This is a genomic window from Citricoccus muralis, assembly GCF_029637705.1.
Classification (GTDB): domain Bacteria; phylum Actinomycetota; class Actinomycetes; order Actinomycetales; family Micrococcaceae; genus CmP2.
Map to the genome: position 1 here is coordinate 1,514,744 of NZ_CP121252.1, position 19,502 is coordinate 1,534,245.

The window sequence follows — 19,502 nt, forward strand, 5'->3', positions numbered from 1 at the left end:
GTTCCTCCCTCGGGTGAAGTCTGCATTATCAGGCCCGTCGCTAAGGCATCAGATCGAGGTGTCAATTGTCCACACCGCCGTCTGCGCTATCCGTGTGGTCTGACTGGGGGAGTCATCTGCTGCGCCGAGTCGCCGTATTTGCTTTTCGGAGGCCCAGAGAATGCGAGATTCGGTGGAATTCTTAAGTTCACGAAGCTCAACGAGTTGATCAGGGGTCGGGATGAGTTCGAAGATGTCGGCGATCAGCAACTCTTGACTTTCGGCCGATTCGCTGTATCTCAATGGTTGATAACGGCGTTGAATTCGGTCGTACTTAATGAATCGAAAATTGCTTTCGCGCAGGATGCCGGTAGCGACTAGTTCTTCGTAGAACTCGCGCCAACCATCGGTCTCACGTCCGCGGCCTGTCTCGAACCAACGCACAAAAGAGACTAGGTTTCTTCCAGGAACGCGTACCCGCAAGTCCCCTTCGCTGACTTCGTCGGGTTCCAGTAGCCTGTCGTCCAGGATGCCCATATCGTTGCGTCTCCCCGACGATGAGGGGTAGGCCTTGTAAACGCCACCGACTGGTTGATACTGATCGAATCGCTTTCCTTTTACAAGTAGATAATCATTGTCTACCTGAATTCGATAAAGGTACGAAGCGGATATCCTAACTCGACTTCGCCAAGTTCGGATCGAGTACCAAGCGATCCTTAGGAAGCTGAAATGCACGATGACGGCATCGATCAGAGGTATGACAAAGCCGATCGCCAAGCCGCTTGAGATAGCGAACCATGGGCTGTCTGTATCGGAACTGAGCATCACGCCCACGGAAATTAGTAGCCCGGCCACGTAGATAGCTAGACGAATCACAAGGAGTCTCCTCGACTGCGTCCGCCAAAGACTATATGCCGTGAAACCAGCCGTGCAGTCGGCCGGTTTGTGCCGACTACGAGGAGCGCGCATCCTCGCAGTCGCGCTGTGTGCGATCTGGCCACTAGATGTCCTTCCGACCGACTCCAACGTCGGCCGTCCAAGCGTGGCAGCCGCTACGAGTTCATACTGCGTATGATATCGCTCGGCGGTGACGCTCGTCCTGTGGCACGCCGGTGCGCGTGAGCGGTTCAGCACTGTACGGCCTGGGCATGGTGGCGGTCGTTGGGGCGAGTGGACAGGGCTTACGCGGTTGACCTAGATCATCTTCAACCGCGTTTGTCAAGCCCTGGGTTTGGTAGAGGCTTCTTTTCTTGGTTTCCTATGCGGCCACGCCTGTAGTGGTCTGCTGTTTGATCCAATCAGAATGCGCCTCGATCGGCGGCCGGTAGTGCAGCGCCGAATGCAGTCGGACGTGGTTGTACCAAGCCACCCACTTCGACGTCTCGGCCATCACTTCGATCACTCCCGACCATTCCCGCCGGTCGATCAGTTCGGCCTTGTACTCCGAGTTCAGGGCCTCGGCCAGCGCGTTGATGCTCCTATAGTTGTCAACTCATGATTTCGCCGGTTCGCGGGTCGGTCTTGACGAGGTGGTAGACCTCGCGGATCACGTAGCGTTTCAGACAGCGGATGATGTCGCGTTTGCTCTTGCCCTCGGCGGTGCGACGGGCGACGTAGGCGATCGTGGGCTCGTGGAATCTCATCCTGACAATCACGGTCCGGTAGATCGCCGCGTTGAGTTGCCGATGTCCGCCATGGTTGATGCGATGCTTCCCACTGGTCATTCCTGAACCGGTCGGAACAGGGCTGATTCCGGCGAGCTTCGCGAACGCGGCCTCGCTTCGGATTCGTTCGGGATTGTCACCGGCGACGATGAGGATCTCCGCGGCGGTATCGACGCCAATCCCGAATTCGTCAAGCAGGTGCGGCGCGCGTTGGAGCACGAGCTGCTCGATCTGTGCTTCGAGTTCCTTGGTTTCTTCGCTTAGTGCGATCCAGCGCTTCGTGATCGATCTGAGCGCGTAACGGTTCGCATCTTCTGGCGTCTCCAAACCCCGCGGACGGAGCGCGGCGCAGTGCCTCGCGACCATCTTCTGCGTTTTCTTCGCCGTCTCCCGGCGAAGGTCCTCAGAAGAGTGGACGAGCATCGCTTTGAGGGTAACCATCGCGCCGGTGCGGTCCTTCACCGCGGTATCGTGCGCGACTTTCAGCTGTCGAATCATCTCAACGACGCCGTCCGCGGTTTTGGGGATCGCGGTCGCGAACCCGGCGAGCACTGCCCTGGCAGCGTTCTCTGCGTCGAGGGTGTCGGACTTCCCGTTCAGTCTCCGCAGCCGCCGATCAGGACGGGAGACCTTGATGACCTTGTGCCCGTGACGGCGGACGAAAGACGTGAGCGCGGCCCCGTAGGAGCCGGTGCCCTCGATGCCGAACGCGATGATCTCCCCGAATCCCGCAGCCCACTCAAGGAGTTGTTTGAACCCGGCGGTGTCGGTCGCGATCGTGAGAGTCGCGAGGATCCCGCCGACAGAGTCCATGACTGCTGCGACGTGGATGTGTTTGTGGGTGTCGATGCCGATTACGATGTGCCCTGATCTGAACTGCTCAACATCGTCCATGATGCTGTCTCCTTCGCCCGTTATCGTGGGTTTCACGCTGTCGTCGGCGGGTGGACAGGACTGTCACGGGGACGCTGTCGAAAGTATGCTCCAGGCTCCTATTAGGTCACGCCCGACCGGCGGCAGCGCTTGATGCAGCCCCGGCCGGACGGTCGACAGATCAACGCAAAGGCACCATGCGGGCCAATCATAAGCAAGGGTCAAACCGCGCCGGCCGGGACTACCCGATTCTCGCGGAACCCGGCAGAAACAGACTGACAATCGAAGGAATCGCCCCGCGAACCCACTGATGCCACGATCGCAGACTCAGCCAGCGTCTCGCCATAGCGAATCGAGCGGAACTGGACTCCGCGATCCGAGTGGTGAACGAGCCCGGATACATCGTGCCCGGCCCGGTACTTCGCCGCCAGAGCCATCGTGAGCGCGTCCCGGGCCAGGGATTCACGCATATTGTTCGTCACCTGCCAGCCGACGATCTCGCGATGGAACACATCGAGGATGAACGTCGTGTACACCCACCCCGAGCGCGTCGGCACATAGGTGATATCGGCCACCGATAAGCAGTTCGGTGCAGGCGCGGTGAACTCCCGCTCGACGAGGTCCTCCGGGCACTCCTCGGCTCTGGTCGATGCCGTCTTGGGACGTTTGCGTTTGCGCCGCACCCCATCGATGCCCAGTTGGCGCATCAAACGCTCGACCGTGTAGCGGGCCACCGGCCCGAACCGGTCGGCGTGATCACGGTTGATCGCTTTCCACATCTTGCGCACTCCATAGCAGGAGTAGTTCGCTTCGTAGATGTCCCGGATGACGACCATGAGATCGCAGTCCCGAATAGCCCGAGCCGAGGGCCGGCGCAGTTTGTACGCGTAGTACGAGCTCACAGCGATCCGTGCAGCAGTCCCGCGCAGGACCCGCACGATCGGCTCGACTCCGAACTCGTCACGATTCTCGTCGATGAAGTCGACGATCACCTTGATGGGCGGTCGAGCTCCGCCGCGAAGAAAGCCGATGCTCTGCGCAGGATCTCGTTCGCTCGCCTGGCTTCGGCCAGCTCCGCCCGTAAGCGTCGGTTCTCCGATTCCAAATCCACAGACTCCGACGGTGTGATCCTGCCGGATTCCTTGTGCTTCCGCACCCACACGCGCAAGGTCTCCTTACTCACCCCGAGCTCTTTCGCGACCCGAGTAATCGAGCCGTTGGCAGTCGCGGGATCGGCCTGAGCGTGAATGACGAGCTCTACTGCACGAGCCCTGAGCTCGTCGGTGTACTTCACTGGCATGAGAGAAACTCCTTCTTCCAATCTCCCTGCCTCCATTATCCCCGGGGCGATTCAGGATCGACAGAACCGGCAAAGTCAGCCTCCGCTACGACTCCCGCATGTACTCCATCGGCGTCGGCCGAACCCACGCCCGAACGCGCGTCGTCCTCATCATCAAAGACCGCCACATCACGATCGTGGACAAGACCACCGGAGAAGTCATCCGCGACCTCACTCTGGACCCCACACGCCGTTACCAGAAGCAATAGAAAACACCCCGAACCATGGGTTCGGGGTGTTTCCGATGTACTGAGACATCACATGGGGTGAGTAACGGGGCTTGAACCCGCGACCTTCTGGACCACAACCAGACGCTCTACCAGCTGAGCTATACCCACCATGCGAGACGATCCCCGGTTCTCACCTTACGGTGGTTCTCGGTGTCTCGCCGCTTTGACAGCGGATACCAATATACACGGATTCTGAAGAACGAACCAATCCGCGGAATTGGTGTTTCACTGGGTGTAGAAATCCAGGCTTTCGCGAATGCGCTGTGCCTCAGAATTTGTGGGGCCGGGAGCATCGACCAGGATCGTTGCCCGGAAGTAGCGCAATTCATTGATTGAGTCGATGATGTCACCCAGGGCACGGTGATTGCCGGTCTTTTCGGGGGAGTGGCGCTTGGCTGCCGGGTACCACCGCCGGGCGAGTTCCTTGATGGTGGAGACATCCACAACGCGATAATGCAGGTGCTCGATGACTTCAGGCATCTCCTTGCTGAGGAACAGCTTGTCCTGACCGATCGTGTTGCCCGACAGTAGCGCGGTGCGCGGGTTTGGGCAGTGCTTCTTGATGTAGTCGAGTACCTGCTGGGTGGCATCCTCGATGCTCAGTCCCTGTTCCCATTCCTCGATCAGCCCGGAGTTGGTGTGCATGGTGCGCACAAAGTCCACCATCTGATCCACCGCAGCCTGCGGGGGCTTGATCACGATGTCTATACCCTCGTCGAGAACATTGAGCTCGGCGTCGGTGATCAACACCGCGACTTCCACCAGTGCATCGACCTCCGGATACAGGCCGGTCATCTCACAATCAACCCAGACGAGGTTCTCGTCGGGGTTCGTTGGACGGGGCTCAACAGCGGATGATGTCATGTGTGGGTATCTCCTGCTCATCATGGAGTGGGGGCGAATACGGTTCTGCTTCCAGGGTAGACGGTGTGCGCGGTGATATTCTGCGAGCCATGGCCAGCCCCCCTGCTACGAGTGAGACCAGTGTGTCCACGCGCGCGTCGTCGTCGCTGTGGATCGCCCTCATCGTCGGCTTTTTAGGTTCCTGTGCCATTACCGCGGGTAGTTTCTCGATCGGGTGGCTTGCCTCGGCTTCACCCATCCATCGTTGGGACTGGCTACTGCCGTGGCGGACCACCGAGACCGGGGTCATCACCGGCACCATCGTGTTTACCTTCGGCTGTTGGCTGATGTTCTGGGCGTGGATCCGACTCGGGCTGGTGATGCGCCGTCGCACGAGCAAGGACGAGGGCTACTATCGCTTCCCGCCGAAATCGTTGCGCACGGTCAACCTGGCCACGCTGTTGTGGTGTGCCCCGCAGATGCTGTGTCTGCCGATTTTTTCCCGCGATATTTTCGCCTATATAGGGCAGGGACGCCTGGTGTTGGCCGGCCAGGACCCGTATGTGGACGGAATCTCGACGCTCAACAACTGGTTCCAGTTGGGCACCGACACCACCTGGGCACAGTCCGAGACCCCTTACGGCCCCATGTTCCTCTGGATTGAGGCCGCGGTGGTGGCGATCACCGGCCCGGACAATCCGGATGCGGCAATATTCTTGTTCCGCGTGGTGGCGCTGATCGGCGTGCTGCTGATCATGTACTACGTGCCGAAACTGGCGGAGCACTTCGGGACCGACGCGGCTCGAGCACAGTGGATTTCTGCGGCGAATCCGCTGTTCATCATTAGTTTTATTGCCTCCGGTCACAACGACGCGCTGATGGTGGGCCTGGCACTGGCCGGCGTGTGGTTCGCCCTGCAGGGCCGGGGGATTATTGCCATTCTGTTGGTGATGGCCTCGGTCGGAATCAAGCCCATCACCCTGGTGATTCTGCCGTTCATTGCATTGTGGTGGGCAGGTGCTCAAGCGAGCTGGCTGCGCCGCTTTGTTTTCTGGGGCATGAGCGCGGGCATAGCCGCCGTCGTGATGGTGATTGTCGGACTGCTGAACGGGTACGGCTTTGGTTGGCTGGCCGTGATGGCTGGCACGGGTACCGGTTCGGTGCCATGGTCGCCGGTGGGCATCTTGACGAACATGGTCTCCGCGATTCTCTCGTCGGTGGGGATTCCGACTTACTGGGTGCTGGACACGTTCAAACTTGTAGGCCGTATTGCCTCGGTGCTGATCGTGCTGCTGCTGATGTTCCGTGGCAAGCACGAGAACCTTTTATGGCGGATGACCTGGGCCTTCGCGGCTCTCGTGGTGCTTTCACCGATCATCCAGCCTTGGTACCTGTTGTGGCTGCTGCCGTTCTTCGCAGTGGCCGGGATTCAGGGTAACTGGCAGCTGAAGTGGGTGATCTTCACGGTCGCGTTCTTCGTGGCCTTTGGCGCTGCGGATCAGCTCTTTGTGTGGCAGTTCCTGGAGATCGAGGGATTGGTGGCTGTCCTCTCGACCGTGATCTCGTGGTGCTGCCTCGTATGGATTCTGTTGTTGGACCCGTACACGTCGCGCATCGTCAAGGAAGACTGGCATGTCCGGGCAGCTCTGCGCCGCGTGTGGGTACGACGTCGCACTCGGAAGCAAGATAAAGCGGCTGTGGAGGCCGCGGGGGAGCGGTGATGATGGGACTGAGCACCTTCGGTCACGTGCACCCGCGACGCCACGTGACCGTCGGAACGCTCGGCTCGCTGTTGATTATGGTTGGCTCGTGGGGAGTGGGCTGGTTGCCGTCCAACCAGCTCTCCTGGTTCGCTCACTCTACGATCTTGAACCCGCTGAGAGTGGAGACCTCCGGAGTGATCAGCTGCGCGGTGGCCATGATGCTGGGCTGTTTGCTGTTGATTCGCTCATGGCTTCGCCTGGGCCAGGATCTGCGGTTGCCGACGCTACGGATACCGCCGTCGTCGATCGTGTCGGGGGAACCCCACGTGCACGCGCGGCGATACCTGAGCCACGCGATGATCGCCTGGATGACCCCGCTGATGCTGGCGTTCCCCATTTTCTCCCGGGACGTGTATTCCTATCTGGCGCAGGGACGGGTGCTTCACACGGGGCTGAACCCTTACGAGCACGGGGTGTCTTCGCTGTCCGGGTGGTTTATGCAAGGAGCGGACTCGATCTGGGCAGAATCGCCATCGCCGTATGGGCCTTTGTTCCTGCTGATGGCCCGGGGTATTTGGGTGGTGACCGGCGGTGTTCCGGAAGCGGCGATCCTGATCTTCCGGCTGATTACCGTCACCGGACTGGTGCTGTGTTGGTGGGCGGTGCCGCGGCTGGCGCGTCGTTTCGGCTCGAACCAGGAATGGGCGCTGTGGGTGGCGGTGCTGAACCCGCTGACGGCGTTCTACCTCATGGCCGGCGTGCACAACGACTCCCTCATGACGGGACTCCTGCTGGCCGGGTTCTTGCTTATCGGTGCCGGTCGTGATCGATGGGGTACCAGCACCGCGGGACTGGTACTGATCGGTGTCTCGATCGCTATCAAACCGCTGACGGTGTTGACGTTGCCGTTCGCCGGGTTGCTGATGCTGTATCGGCCCGACCAGGCGCGGGTGCGCTACCGGCACCGCGCGGCCGCCTGGGTGTGGTGTCTGGTCGTGGTCGGTGCGGTGATGACGGTGGCCGGTGCCGTATCTGGTCTCTGGTTCGGCTGGATCCCCGCCATGCTCACGTCCGGGGATGCTGCGTTTCCGTACGCCCCCTTTGGCCTGCTGGGGCTGGGGGTCGGCTGGCTCGTGGATGTGGTGTTTAACACAGGTCTGCGTCCGGTGGCAGACGTGGTATACACCTTGGGAACGGCGGCCTCCCTGGGGCTGGTGGCCTACCTAGCGCTTCGTCGTCGTGTGATCAATCCGCTGGTGTCAACGGCCCTGGCGCTGACCGTGACCATTTTGCTGGCTCCGATCATCCAGCCTTGGTATGTGCTGTGGGTCATCCCGATTTATGCGGTCACCCGCGTGTGGCGTGGAACCATGGAGTGGCAGTCATGGACCGTGTATCTGATGGTGGTTGCGTTGGCCGTGGTGGGAGTGATCGATCAGGTGTCCGTGGCCCAGTGGATCCCCATCCTGCTGGTGCGCGGCATCATCTTGGTGGTGGGAGTGGCCGGTATGGTGTACTTGGTGCTCTTCGACCGCGCTACCGCCTGTTTGTTCCCCTTTCGCAGAGACGCTCGCCAGGCCATGCGCCGCTGCGAGCCACCCAGTGAATTGACGACGACGAGGGAGTCCGAGTGATCCGTTCATCGAGGCAGACGAGCCGCCCGGGAGCACCGGACCGCCGCTGGGTGTTGATCCTGTTGGGCATTACCCTCATCGCCGGCATTGTTGCGGTGCTGACCAAACAGTGGTGCCGCATCAACGGGTGGGCGGCACCCGATGTGCACATCCACATGTGTTACTCCGATTTCGGACAGCTCTTCCCGACGCGCGGTCTCGCCGAGGGGTACTTCCCGTTCTACACACCGTTGCCCGAAGATCAGTGGATGGAGTATCCGGCCTTACTCGCCGTGGTCGCCGGGGTGACCGCTTGGCTGGTACCGGGCAGTGGTGATGGCCATGAGCGCACACTGATGTACTTCGATATTAATGCGGCCGGTGCGCTGCTGTGCTGGATGATCGTCGTGGTGGCCACCGCGTACTCCGCCCGTGGTCACTCCAAGGATGCGCTGTTGGTGGCGATTGCCCCGGGCATCATCTTGACCGGCTATCTGAACTGGGACTTGTGGGCCGTGATGCTGGCCGCCCTGGCACTCTGGGCATGGAGCTCCGACAAGCCTCTGCTCACCGGGTTCCTGCTCGGGCTGGGCGCGGCCATGAAGCTCTATCCGTTGTTCTTCTTCGGCGCGATCCTGGTTCTGTGTCTGCGAAGTCGCCGGCTGGGAACTTTCTTCTGCTCACTGGCGGTAGGCGTCGCTACGTGGCTCGCCGTCAACGTGCCCTTCATGCTCACCGCGTTTGACCAGTGGTCCCGGTTCTATACATTCTCGGGGGACCGAGAGGTTTCCTTTTCTTCTATGTGGTTGGCCTTCACCTGGACCGGTCTCGATGGCTCTGCGTTCTCGCTGATCTCCAACGGGCTCTTCGCATTGTGCTGTGTCGGTATCGCCTGGCTCGGACTGGCTGCCCCGCAGCGGCCCCGGATGGCGCAACTGTGCCTGCTCATTGTGGCCGCGTTCCTGTTGTTGGGCAAGGTGTATTCACCACAGTTCGTGATGTGGTTGATTCCGCTGGTGATCCTGGCCCGCCCACACTGGAAGCAGTTCTGGATCTGGCAGGCTGCCGAGGTCTACCACTGGGGTGGGGTCTGGATGGAGTCCGCCCGGATCACGTCCGGTGGCGAGTTCGGCAACGATGTGCTCATCGCACTCTGGTACGGCTCGGGGATCATCGTTCATATGGCTGCGGTGATCTGGATTTGTGTGAGTGTCATCCAGGATATTCTGCACCCAGAACGGGACACAGTGCGGCAAACATCCGTCACCATCGGAGTCGCTGAGTCCACCTCTGACTTCGCTTCCGATCCACTGGCCGGGACCGTGCGCACCTCGCCGGACGCGCTATTGCTGCCACCGGCGTCTCGCAGAGGGACGGCAGCTTAGTCCCCGGGCAGATAGCTTGAGCACACCGGGTCCACCGGCGCATCCCGCTGAAGCACCCACACACCGTGATCGTCTTCGGTGACGACCTCGAAGCCGAGTCGCTCGGCACGTAGGAGTGCTTCATCCGGGGTGAGCGGATCCCAGCCACCGAGTTCTTCCACATCGGTGTCGATGATCATCCACGTGGACAATGTATCGCCGATCACCCCGTGCAAGCTGACATAGGTGCGGTCCACCAGATGCGGAATCGCATTATCTGCAGCCTCGACACATACATCGTCTGGAATGAGATCGACGGCGCGCTCGAAGGCCTCCGCCTTCTCCTTCTTGGTCCACAGCTCGCCTGAGAACGTGCGGTGGAACGGGAAGACCTGCGGGAAGAAAACAGTCCCCACCACGGCACAACCCACGACGGATGCCGTAAAGATAGTCATCATCCGACTCCGGGTCTTTCCTCGCTTGGCCCACCAGCCCACAGCACGATGCAATCCGTCGATGGCCGCCATCAGGAAAACGACCGAGATGATGGCGTCGTATTGGTAGACCGGCGCCCAGAGGTTCAACCGGTCGTTGAACAGACGGGATAGCAACAGCGGTGCCGCCATCAACGTGTACGGGGAAAGGAAGGGCAGGAACCAGAGTGGCACAAAATGCAGCAACCACAGACCCACTTTGAGCGGGTGGTCGAACAGTACGGCCAAAGCGGCGAACGGGTTGGTGATCATATAGAGCAGAGAGCTACTCATGTCGGGGCCGAGGGCGGTGAACTGCCAATATCCAAACTCACCATCGGGGGAGTAATGGGGAATCACGACTTCGGTGGCGAAGTAATAACCCAGCACGCCAGCCACCACGAGCAACGCGGTCTGTGCCCATGCTTTGCGCAAGGCCAACACCAGGGCGATGGCAATCAGCGTGACGCCCATGTCTTCGCGCACAGTGAGCAAGATCAATGACAGTCCGGCGGCCAGCCAGTGCCGACGCGCGTCGATGGCCCAGACCACCCACCCCATCACCGGCACGCCGAGGGTGACTTCGTGGAACTCCCAATTGACCATGGCTTGGAAGGGCCACCAGGCGAGCACAGCGATCGCAGCAAGCAGACTGGCAACATGGGAGCCACGGCGTCGAGTGAACAGATAAATCGGAATGGCACTGGACGCTAAAGCCAAGGCCATGACGATCCCGAGCATCCGAGGGTCGTCCCATACCCAATAGAACGGCGCAAGCAACGCCAAAATCGGGTGGAAGTGGTCACCGAGCAAGTGGAAATCTACGCCCTTGATGGGAACGATCGGGGCGTTGAACAAGGCATACTGTCGGACCGCCTGGTCAAAGATACCGAGGTCGTATCCCTTAGCGTCGAAGTTCCGGAACCGCAACAGAGAGTGTGTCACGTAAACGGAGACCGCTACGGCCAGCACGATCCCCAGATGGATCCATTCGCGCCGATTCAGAGACGGGGCCGGTACGTTTTCGGTCTCTTTGCTTTGCGCTGTACCGGACTTCGTTCGCTTCCCCACGGTCTCCTCATGATGACCAACCCCTGCACTGGGTGCAAGGTTGACGAGTGCCCCAGGAGGGATTCGAACCCCCGACCCACGGATTAGAAGGCCGTTGCTCTATCCAGCTGAGCTACTGGGGCGTGAGCATGAACCAGTGTACCCGCTGAGCACAGAGACGTGCCTCCTCCACAGATTCCTTCCCGCGCCGTGTCGGTGACCACGATCCACAGCCTTGTCGACCTTCGGGCGTGTGAGATTCCTTCACCGCCTGTACTGGAGGGACCTCGATGAAAGGAGAATGCGATGAATCAACTCATCACTATTCGCGGAAATCTGGCAGCCGACCCCAAGAGCAAGATGTTGCCTGATGGCATCACAGAAGCCGTGGAGTTTCGCGTGGCCAGTACCGAGCGGCGGTTCGACCGCCAGACCGAGAGTTGGATCGATATCAATACCAGCTGGTTCACGGTGAACTGCTACCGCGGACTGGCACGCAATGCCCGCCGCAGTCTCTCAAAAGGTCATCCCGTGGTGGTCACCGGCAAACTGTCGGTGCGGACCTGGAAGACCAAGGAACCGGACGGCGACGTGCCGAAGACCGGCACTACGGTTCAGATCGACGCCGATTCTGTCGGTCACGATCTGTCACGTGGCTGGACGGATTTCGTGCGGACGGGTGTTGAAGGAGAAAGCCTGCAACGTGCACCACGAGCAGAAACTTCTGAAGAACCCACTCGTGTTGACTTCGGAGAGTCCTCGGCCTCGTGGACTTCTGTTCGAAGCGAGGATGACCTTACACCGCAGCGCGTTCCTGATCCCGTGCCGCATGACGATGAGGCAGCGGCGGCCATGTACGCGATGGCAGGAGACCACGATCTGGTTCGACACTGAGCCAGACCCCTCCTGCACGTTCGGCTGTCGGTGGTCGTTGGATGCTCGTCCTTCGAGTTGATATTCAGCACAGTGAGAGACCTATCTCCTGTCGTCTGGGCGCGGAGTATGCGGAACCCGGCGACCACCGACTAGCCTTATGGATATGGCGGAATTTATTTACACGATGGTCAAGGCCCGCAAGAAGGTCGGCGACAAGGTCATCCTCGATGACGTGACGATGTCGTTCTACCCTGGAGCCAAGATCGGCATGGTCGGCCCCAACGGCGCCGGCAAGTCAACCATTCTGAAAATTATGGCTGGATTGGACCAGCCCTCGAACGGCGAAGCACGACTGTCGCCCGAATACTCCGTGGGGATCCTGATGCAGGAGCCGCCACTGAACGAAGAAAAGACCGTCCTGGGCAACGTCCAGGAAGGTGTCGGCGAGATCTACGAAAAGATCCAGCGCTACAACCAGATTTCTGAAGAAATGGCCAACCCCGACGCAGATTTCGACGCGCTCATGGCCGAGATGGGCAAGCTTCAGGAAGACATCGACGCCGCGGACGCCTGGGACATCGACTCCCAGCTGGAGCAGGCGATGGATGCACTGCGGTGCCCCCCGGGTGACTCGCCCGTGACTCACCTCTCGGGTGGTGAACGACGTCGTGTTGCCTTGTGTAAGCTGCTGCTCTCCAAGCCTGATCTGCTGCTGCTCGATGAACCCACTAACCATCTCGACGCCGAATCGGTGCAGTGGTTGGAGGGACACCTCGCTAGCTATCCCGGTGCCGTCCTGGCCGTGACCCACGACCGTTACTTCCTGGACCACGTCGCTGAATGGATCTGTGAGGTCGACCGCGGCCGCCTGTACCCCTACGAAGGCAACTACTCCACCTACTTGGAGAAGAAGCGCGCTCGTATGGAGATCCAGGGCAAGAAGGACGCCAAGATGGCCAAGCGACTGGCCGAGGAACTCGACTGGGTACGCTCGAACGCCAAGGGACGTCAGGCCAAGTCCAAGGCCCGTCTGGCTCGCTACGAGGAAATGGCGGCGGAAGCAGAGAAGACCCGCAAGCTGGACTTCGAGGAGATTCAGATTCCTCCGGGACCACGTCTGGGTTCTCAGGTCATCGAAGCTTCGAACATTCAAAAGGGCTTCGGCGATCGCGTTCTCATCGACGGACTCAGTTTCTCGCTTCCGCGGAACGGCATCGTCGGCATCATCGGTCCCAACGGCGTCGGTAAGACGACACTGTTCAAAACGATCGTTGGCATCGAGCCGCTGGACGGCGGCGAGTTGACCGTCGGCGATTCGGTGAAGATCTCCTACGTTGACCAGAACCGAGCCAATATCGACCCGGAGAAGTCCCTCTGGGAGGTTGTCTCGGACGGACTCGACTACATCAACGTGGGCCAGGTGGAAATGCCGTCACGCGCCTATGTCTCTGCGTTCGGGTTCAAGGGTCCGGACCAGCAGAAGAAGGCCGGCGTGCTTTCCGGTGGTGAACGCAACCGCCTGAACTTGGCCCTGACGCTGAAAGAGGGCGGCAACCTGCTGCTGCTCGATGAGCCCACCAACGACCTCGACGTGGAAACCTTGGGCTCATTGGAAAACGCTCTTCTAGAGTTCCCTGGTTGTGCGGTGGTGATCTCTCACGATCGTTGGTTCCTGGACCGGGTGGCTACCCACATCCTCGCCTACGAAGGCACGGACGAAAACCCGTCGAACTGGTACTGGTTTGAGGGCAACTTCGAGTCGTACGAGGCGAACAAGGTCGAGCGCCTTGGCCAGGATGCTGCACGTCCGCACCGCGTGACACACCGCAAGCTCACTCGCGACTGATCAATCAGTCCTGAGATGATTGTGACTCCCTCGGCACTGCCGGGGGAGTCACAATCGTCAATGCGTCAGTCCGCAGGTCAGTTTTGCTCAGCGAACTCCGGGAGCCGGACCATTCCTTCCTGGCCCACGGTTGCTACCAGGATGCCGTCGCGGGTGTAGATCCGGCCGAGTCCCAATCCACGAGCGGACTGTGCCGACGGTGATTCTTGCACGTAGAGAAGCCATTCATCCACGGCCACCGGGCGATGGAACCACATCGAGTGGTCGAGTGACGCCACCGAAAGATCACGTTTCGCCCAGGCGACCCCATGCTGACGCAAAATCGGCTCCAACAAGGTGTAATCCGAGGCATAGGCCAGCGCAGCGGCCTGAGCGTTGGCGGAAGTGAACGGTCCGTCGAAGGTAATCGGAGTGAACGTTTTCATCCAAGCGATGTTTTCTGGCCGTTTTTGCTCATCGGGGCGCAGGTAGATCGCCGGATACACGTGGCGGACATCGAAGGGCCGGGCCCGGGCGAACTCTTGGGCCACCGGAACATCCAGGTGGCCGAGGAGGTCGGCGGCGGTGGGCAGATCCTCGGGGCCGGGGAGGCCCTCCGGCATCGGAACCTGGTGTTCCAGTCCGGGGCTGGGTTGCTGGAAGGAACAGCTCAGCGACAGGATGACCTTGCCGTGTTGCCACGCCTGAACGCGGCGTACTGAGAAGGAACGCCCGTCACGAGGGGACTCCACCACGAAGTCGATGGGCTCTTTGGCGTCGCCGGGACGGATGAAGTAACTGTGCATGGAATGCAGCAACCGGTCATCGTCGATCGTCGTTGATGCCGCCAGCAAGGACTGAGCCAAGACCTGGCCGCCGAAGACTCGTCCACGAGCCTGGGGAGGGGTATCGCCTGTGAAGCGCCGGAAACCAAAGTCATCCAACCCGTGGTCTTCGAGCTGTAGCACGGAGCGCAGGATGTCGGTCGGGTCATCCGGGTAGAGGTTCGTGTTCATCATGAAGGTGGCGTTTCCTCAAGGTGGTCGGTCACTGTGACATTCTGGTCGATTCTACTAGTCGGTATCGCGCTTGGGGTGGAATCCATGGTTAAGCCCGGGGCAATGTGGCAGGACATTCAGTGAGCCACTGGGCATAATGGGCGGTATGCCCGTTTTTTCGCATGACTCAGCCAGGCGAGTCCACCCGAATCGAGACACTGGCCTGCCCCTGGCGAATCGCGAAGCAGCGCGTGATCTAGAGCAATTGGCCTCCAGAACCAAGACCATCGGCACCACCGGAATGAGGTTCCAGGTGGTCTCTGACATGCTGGCCACGTGGGTTTCGGTGATGCACCCGGCCGGGTTGGGAGATGACGTGCCGCTCGTACTGGGCTTGCGTGCCCAGCGACTACCGAGTCAGCCCGAAGCGGGTCTGGACCCCGGATCCTGGGACGGGCTTGACGTTGTCTTCGATCTGGAGGCGGTGACAGAGCGTACGGCGCGCATGGTTTCCCAAGAATCCGCTTGGTTTTCGTTCCCGCCGCGTCAGCTACGCGTGACATGGACCGCTATCACGCCTCCGCGCCAGGGATGGGAGCTACGGGCCACCGTCGACGACAATGACATCAGTACCGTCGCACGGACTGGAATCGAAGAACTTGCTCAGAGCCTGCCGACCAACCCGGGAGAATCACTCGTGTCACGGGCTCGGGCGCAGGTATGGAACCGCATGCTCGGAGATGCCGAGCGAGCCCAATTTCCGGCCGGGGCAGCCATGGGCGCCTACACCCTCGGGTTCCTGGAACCCGGAGGTACGACCACTGTTCACCAGACGGGCGTGTGGACTCGGCTATCGAGCCGGCGGGGCACCATTCTGACGCGCCGCGCCGTGGCACTGTAATGCGGGGGCAGCGGGGAAGCTCAGCTAGGCGTTGACCATGGCGTGTGCTGCGCGCTCAAGGTAATCCCACAGAGTTTCCTCTTGGAGAGGGGGAAGCTCCAGCGAGTCGACGGCGACGCGCATGTGCTTGAGCCAGCGGTCTCGTGCGTCGAAATCCACTCGGTACGGCATGTGCCGCATGCGCAACCGGGGATGTCCTCGTTGCTCGGAATAGGTGCCAGGACCGCCCCAGTATTGTTCCAGAAACAGCAACAAACGCTCTTCTGCCGGACCGAGATCTTCCTCCGGATACATCTCGCGCAGCACCGGATCTTCCGCAACTCCTTCATAAAACACTCGGCAGAGCTTGGCGAAGGTGGGACGTCCGCCGATCTGCTCATAGAAACTGGTGGGCTTCGACGTCGGCTCCGGGGTCTCATCCTTGGCGGGAGTACTGGTGCGCTGAAAAGGGGGAGTGTGTGCCGTTCCCGCAGCTATAGGGCGGTTCTCTAGCCCCGTCACCTGGCTGGGGCGGTTAGCCTGACGCGGGCGCAAGACCGCAATCGGGGCCCCCAACCGTGAACTGAAGTCCGGAAGCTGTTTACCACCACCAGAGAGGTGACGCTGTGGTTCGATGGTCACCGGGAAATTCACCGACCGCGCTATGAAGCACTGGCGATGGGCTTGTTCGTGCAGGGCATCCAGCTGCTCTTGCGTGACGGAATCGTCGTCAACCCACACTTCCGGGCGTAGCGTTGCTGCACTGATCTGACCGCCTTCAGCCGTGTGGGTGAGAATGAGCTCGGCACGACAACTCATTTGCGTTACCCGGACCTGAGAGCTCATCGCGACGAAGAGGTAGGACAGAATGTGGCACTCGGCCAGCGCACCGAGCAGCAACTGCTCCGGGTTCCACCGTCGGTAGTCCCCATGAAAAGCAGTTGCAGCAGAGCCCAGAATCTCACCTGGGTCCTCGGCCTGTATGACGACGTCCCGGTCAAAATCCCGGGGTCCTGAGGTACCGGTGCCCCGGTTGCCGGTCCATTCTGCGCGCAGAGAAAAGCGATGTTCCACGCATGACACTCTACCGCTAGCTACGGATCAAGACATCCGCAGCCAGCGGCGATCAGGACCGCCGAGCGTTGAGCGCCCGGTGTAGATCATCGGTGGCCTCCAACAGCACCCGACGCAGTCCAGCGAACTCGGTAGCTTCCTGTGCGGCCTCAGCAGCCTGGATCGTCTCGGTAGTCACCGACCAACTGGGAAAGAGCCCGACGGCTGCCGTCTCGGCCATCTCATGTGAACGTGAAGCCCATAGCCGATCGATTTCCGCGAAGTAGGCGTCGGCGTAGGGGTGCAAGAGAGCCTGATCGTGAACTCGGTTGAACCCGAGGACGACGCTGCGTTGGGTGGAGTTCGATAGCTCTCCGGCGACGATCTGATCCCATGCCTGCTGCTTGGCCTCGGCGGTCGGAACGGCCGCCCGTGCTTTGGCTGCGGCGAGAGCACCGGTAGCGGTGTCGTCCTTGCTCAGTGCGTTCTCAATCTGAGTCTCATCGGCACGACCGCCAGCTACCAAAGACGTCAACAGTTCCCACTTTAGATCTGTGGTCAGGTCCAGGCCGGGAACCTTGTTGACGTCGCCTGAGTAAAGCACCTGCACAGCATCCAGCTGGTCACCGCGCGCCTGCGCAGCGTAGGCAGTGACGAACTGAAGTTGCTGATCGGAGCCAGCCTCGGCCTCCTGCGCGAGCGTCCAGAGTCGCTCGGCCACCTCCCGTCGCAGTGACGAAATCTGTTCCTCCGCCGTAAACTGCGATACCGCTGTGGCCAGCTGACGCAGCAAGGTCTGAACCACTGAGGAATCGGTTACCGAGCCGATATGGCGCAAGACGACATCCACAAACCAGGCAGAGCTGGCCTCCCCGTCACGTGCGGTATCCCAAGCTGCACCCCAGAGCAGGGTGCGAGGCAGCGACTCCTCGACCGAGGACAGGTCCGCGGCGGCACGCTCCCAGGACTGGTCGTCCAGGCGGATCTTGGCGTATGCGAGGTCGTCGTCATTGATGACAATAATTTCGGGTCGCTGGATGCCGGCGGCCTCAGCCACCACGGTCACTTCACCATCGACATCCAGCTCGAAGCGCTCCTTCCGGACCAGACCAGAATCCGAACCGGGTTCCTGACGATAGAAACCCACCGCGAGCCGATGTGGGCGGAGCACCTGGTCGCCAGGGAATCCTGGCTCACCCGAAGGCGCAGTCTGGACGATCCGAAGCTCAGTGATGCGACCCTCGGAGTCGGTGTCGACCTCCGTGCGCAGTGCATTCACGCCGGAGGTCTCGAGCCAGAGCCGGGTCCAGTCCGTCAGATCGCGCCCTGAGGACGACTCGAGTTCAGCCATCAGGTCGGAGAGTTCGGTGTTGGACCAGGCGTGCTTGTCGAAGTAGGCGCGTACACCGGCCATGAAGTTCTCTTGACCCACCCAGGCCACCAGCTGGCGCAGAACCGAGGCGCCCTTGGCATAGGTGATGCCGTCAAAATTCACCAAGACATCGTCGAGGTCACGGATCTCGGCGGTGATGGGATGGGTGCTGGAGAGCTGATCCTGACGGTAGGCCCAGTTCTTCTCCATCGACGAGAACGTCGTCCAGGCACCGGTGTACTCGGTGTTCTCGGCAGCGGCGAGGGTCGACATGAACTCCGCGAAGGACTCGTTGAGCCACAAGTCGTTCCACCAGCGCATGGTGACCAGGTCGCCGAACCACATGTGAGCCAGCTCGTGAAGCACCGTGATGGCCCGACGCTCGATCATGGCTTCGGGAACGGTGCCGCGGAATACGTAGTTCTCCAGGAACGTCACGGCCCCGGCGTTCTCCATGGCGCCGGCATTGAACTCCGGAACGAAGAGTTGGTCGTACTTTTCAAATGGGTAGGGGGTGCCAAACTGGGCTTCAAAGAACTCGAAACCCTGTCGAGTCAAGGTGAAGATGTTTTCAGCGTCCAGGTGCTCGAACAGTGAGGCGCGGCAGTAGACACCCAGATCAATACGGCGGCCATCGGAACTGGTCAGATCCGAATGCACCGACCGGTAGGGGCCCGCGATCAGGGCGGTGATGTACGAGGAGATCCGCGGGGTCGGGGAGAACTCGTAGAGCACTGCAGAGTCCCGATCTGCCACGGAGAAGTTCACATGATCGATTGGAAGCGGGGCGGGAGTCGGCTGGTTGGACACCACGGACCAGTGCTGAGGGGCAACGACCACAAACTGGAAGGTGGCCTTCAGATCGGGCTGCTCGAAGACGGCGAACATCCGGCGGGAATCCGGGACCTCGAACTGAGTATAGAGATACGTCTCCTCGTCCACGGGATCGATGAACCGGTGCAGACCCTCACCGGTGTTCATATACACGCCGCGTCCGGCGACGATGAGTTCATTCTCGGCGGCAAGGGGGCCGACGGTGATGCGGACGCCGTCCGATGCTTCCGAACCTAGCTCCTCGCCGTTAAGAAGGACCGAGGTCACTTCTGAGGAGACAAAATCGATGAAGGTGGAGGTTCCAACCGCCTCTTCCGTTGCGGAAAAACGCACGGTGGTGGTGGAACCGAAGGTGTCCTGCGAGCCGGTGAGGTCGAGCTCGACCCGGTAACTGTCCACCGAGACGGCGGCCGCGCGGGCCGTGGCTTCGTCGCGGGTGATGTTCAGGGCCGATGACGCGGGCTGGGGTGCAGACACATGTCCTCCTGGGAGTCGCTACGCTGGGGTATAACAGTCCACTCTAGACGCAATCC

17 protein-coding genes, 2 tRNA genes, 1 pseudogene and 1 other annotated feature are annotated in these 19,502 nt (G+C 60.7%); of the genes and pseudogenes, 7 read left to right on the forward strand and 13 right to left on the reverse strand.

The window, feature by feature from the left end; all coding sequences use genetic code 11:
* Window positions 1-48: 48 nt before the first annotated feature.
* The 5 genes from P8192_RS06920 to P8192_RS06935 form a co-directional block, all read right to left on the reverse strand.
* Window positions 49-855, reverse strand: a complete 807-nt coding sequence (locus P8192_RS06920; RefSeq protein ID WP_278159562.1) for a hypothetical protein — start codon at window positions 853-855, stop codon at window positions 49-51.
* A gap of 382 nt (window positions 856-1,237) precedes the next feature.
* Entirely contained in the window at window positions 1,238-1,453 is a 216-nt protein-coding gene (locus P8192_RS14530; RefSeq protein ID WP_431521169.1) for an integrase core domain-containing protein, read from the reverse strand.
* Window positions 1,454-1,466: 13 nt separating this feature from the next.
* Window positions 1,467-2,537 (reverse strand): IS110 family transposase, encoded by a 1,071-nt coding sequence (locus tag P8192_RS06925; protein ID WP_278159563.1) that lies wholly within the window; start codon window positions 2,535-2,537, stop codon window positions 1,467-1,469.
* Window positions 2,538-2,737: 200 nt separating this feature from the next.
* A complete protein-coding gene (locus P8192_RS06930; RefSeq protein ID WP_278159565.1) occupies window positions 2,738-3,508 on the reverse strand; it encodes an IS3 family transposase in 771 nt (256 codons plus the stop codon).
* Window positions 3,428-3,544 (reverse strand) — a sequence feature (AL1L pseudoknot). It overlaps the preceding gene by 81 nt.
* Complete coding sequence (locus P8192_RS06935) at window positions 3,505-3,816, reverse strand: transposase (RefSeq protein ID WP_278159567.1); 312 nt, start codon at window positions 3,814-3,816, stop codon at window positions 3,505-3,507. It overlaps the preceding feature by 40 nt. The genes P8192_RS06930 and P8192_RS06935 overlap by 4 nt, the downstream gene beginning before the upstream one ends.
* A gap of 98 nt (window positions 3,817-3,914) precedes the next feature.
* Here P8192_RS06935 and P8192_RS06940 point away from each other — a divergent pair, with 98 nt between their 5' ends.
* Entirely contained in the window at window positions 3,915-4,064 is a 150-nt protein-coding gene (locus P8192_RS06940; RefSeq protein ID WP_278159569.1) for a hypothetical protein, read from the forward strand.
* Between the two features lie 53 nt (window positions 4,065-4,117).
* Here P8192_RS06940 and P8192_RS06945 read toward each other — a convergent pair.
* Together P8192_RS06945 and orn are read right to left on the reverse strand one after the other, a co-directional pair.
* A tRNA-His gene (locus P8192_RS06945) sits at window positions 4,118-4,193 on the reverse strand.
* A 117-nt stretch (window positions 4,194-4,310) separates the two neighbouring features.
* Window positions 4,311-4,949, reverse strand: coding sequence for an oligoribonuclease (gene orn / locus P8192_RS06950; protein WP_278159571.1), 639 nt, complete (start codon window positions 4,947-4,949; stop codon window positions 4,311-4,313).
* 89 nt (window positions 4,950-5,038) lie between these two features.
* Here orn and mptB (P8192_RS06955) point away from each other — a divergent pair, with 89 nt between their 5' ends.
* From mptB (P8192_RS06955) to P8192_RS06965, 3 genes are read left to right on the forward strand one after another with little or no spacing between them, the layout of a single operon-like run.
* Entirely contained in the window at window positions 5,039-6,649 is a 1,611-nt protein-coding gene (gene mptB / locus P8192_RS06955) for a polyprenol phosphomannose-dependent alpha 1,6 mannosyltransferase MptB (protein WP_278159573.1), read from the forward strand.
* On the forward strand, window positions 6,649-8,265 hold the full coding sequence (mptB, locus tag P8192_RS06960) for a polyprenol phosphomannose-dependent alpha 1,6 mannosyltransferase MptB (RefSeq protein WP_278159575.1): 1,617 nt from the start codon (window positions 6,649-6,651) through the stop codon (window positions 8,263-8,265). The genes mptB (P8192_RS06955) and mptB (P8192_RS06960) overlap by 1 nt, the downstream gene beginning before the upstream one ends.
* Window positions 8,262-9,629 carry a glycosyltransferase family 87 protein gene (locus P8192_RS06965; RefSeq protein WP_278159577.1) on the forward strand — a complete coding sequence of 456 codons (1,368 nt, stop codon included), beginning with the start codon at window positions 8,262-8,264 and terminating at the stop codon, window positions 9,627-9,629. The genes mptB (P8192_RS06960) and P8192_RS06965 overlap by 4 nt, the downstream gene beginning before the upstream one ends.
* Here P8192_RS06965 and P8192_RS06970 read toward each other — a convergent pair.
* Both P8192_RS06970 and P8192_RS06975 read right to left on the reverse strand, forming a co-directional pair.
* Entirely contained in the window at window positions 9,626-11,152 is a 1,527-nt protein-coding gene (locus tag P8192_RS06970) for a DUF2079 domain-containing protein (RefSeq protein WP_278159579.1), read from the reverse strand. The two genes, P8192_RS06965 and P8192_RS06970, sit on opposite strands and share 4 nt — an antisense overlap.
* A gap of 48 nt (window positions 11,153-11,200) precedes the next feature.
* Window positions 11,201-11,274, reverse strand: a tRNA-Arg gene (locus P8192_RS06975).
* A 163-nt stretch (window positions 11,275-11,437) separates the two neighbouring features.
* Here P8192_RS06975 and P8192_RS06980 point away from each other — a divergent pair.
* Together P8192_RS06980 and ettA are read left to right on the forward strand one after the other, a co-directional pair.
* Complete coding sequence (locus P8192_RS06980; protein ID WP_278159581.1) at window positions 11,438-12,025, forward strand: single-stranded DNA-binding protein; 588 nt, start codon at window positions 11,438-11,440, stop codon at window positions 12,023-12,025.
* A gap of 145 nt (window positions 12,026-12,170) precedes the next feature.
* The gene (gene ettA, locus P8192_RS06985; RefSeq protein WP_278159582.1) at window positions 12,171-13,853 is read left to right on the forward strand and encodes an energy-dependent translational throttle protein EttA; all 1,683 of its coding nucleotides are present in this window, start codon (window positions 12,171-12,173) and stop codon (window positions 13,851-13,853) included.
* A 77-nt stretch (window positions 13,854-13,930) separates the two neighbouring features.
* Here the strand turns inward: ettA and P8192_RS06990 are convergent, their stop codons facing one another.
* A complete protein-coding gene (locus P8192_RS06990) occupies window positions 13,931-14,851 on the reverse strand; it encodes an acyl-CoA thioesterase (RefSeq protein ID WP_278159584.1) in 921 nt (306 codons plus the stop codon).
* Window positions 14,852-14,996: 145 nt separating this feature from the next.
* On the opposite strand from P8192_RS06990, the gene P8192_RS06995 reads away from it, so the two are divergent.
* On the forward strand, window positions 14,997-15,731 hold the full coding sequence (locus tag P8192_RS06995; protein WP_278159585.1) for a hypothetical protein: 735 nt from the start codon (window positions 14,997-14,999) through the stop codon (window positions 15,729-15,731).
* 24 nt (window positions 15,732-15,755) lie between these two features.
* Here the strand turns inward: P8192_RS06995 and P8192_RS07000 are convergent, their stop codons facing one another.
* The 3 genes and pseudogenes from P8192_RS07000 to pepN all read right to left on the reverse strand — a co-directional run bounded on the left by P8192_RS07000 (window position 15,756) and on the right by pepN (window position 19,446).
* A complete protein-coding gene (locus P8192_RS07000) occupies window positions 15,756-16,208 on the reverse strand; it encodes a globin (protein WP_431521170.1) in 453 nt (150 codons plus the stop codon).
* A 144-nt stretch (window positions 16,209-16,352) separates the two neighbouring features.
* Window positions 16,353-16,793: pseudogene (locus tag P8192_RS07005) on the reverse strand (OsmC family protein); the annotation flags it as partial.
* A gap of 43 nt (window positions 16,794-16,836) precedes the next feature.
* Window positions 16,837-19,446, reverse strand: coding sequence for an aminopeptidase N (gene pepN / locus P8192_RS07010; RefSeq protein ID WP_278159586.1), 2,610 nt, complete (start codon window positions 19,444-19,446; stop codon window positions 16,837-16,839).
* Window positions 19,447-19,502 lie beyond the last annotated feature (56 nt).

What these genes read in the sequence shown, in the direction of transcription:
- P8192_RS06935 (WP_278159567.1), bottom strand. Translation starts at nt 3,816, where the DNA reads ATGCCAGTGAAGTACACCGACGAGCTCAGGGCTCGTGCAGTAGAGCTC.
- P8192_RS06980 (WP_278159581.1), top strand. Translation starts at nt 11,438, where the DNA reads ATGAATCAACTCATCACTATTCGCGGAAATCTGGCAGCCGACCCCAAG.
- orn (WP_278159571.1), bottom strand. Translation starts at nt 4,949, where the DNA reads ATGACATCATCCGCTGTTGAGCCCCGTCCAACGAACCCCGACGAGAAC.
- P8192_RS06940 (WP_278159569.1), top strand. Translation starts at nt 3,915, where the DNA reads ATGTACTCCATCGGCGTCGGCCGAACCCACGCCCGAACGCGCGTCGTC.
- mptB (WP_278159573.1), top strand. Translation starts at nt 5,039, where the DNA reads ATGGCCAGCCCCCCTGCTACGAGTGAGACCAGTGTGTCCACGCGCGCG.
- ettA (WP_278159582.1), top strand. Translation starts at nt 12,171, where the DNA reads ATGGCGGAATTTATTTACACGATGGTCAAGGCCCGCAAGAAGGTCGGC.
- P8192_RS06925 (WP_278159563.1), bottom strand. Translation starts at nt 2,537, where the DNA reads ATGGACGATGTTGAGCAGTTCAGATCAGGGCACATCGTAATCGGCATC.
- P8192_RS06995 (WP_278159585.1), top strand. Translation starts at nt 14,997, where the DNA reads ATGCCCGTTTTTTCGCATGACTCAGCCAGGCGAGTCCACCCGAATCGA.
- mptB (WP_278159575.1), top strand. Translation starts at nt 6,649, where the DNA reads ATGATGGGACTGAGCACCTTCGGTCACGTGCACCCGCGACGCCACGTG.
- P8192_RS06990 (WP_278159584.1), bottom strand. Translation starts at nt 14,851, where the DNA reads ATGATGAACACGAACCTCTACCCGGATGACCCGACCGACATCCTGCGC.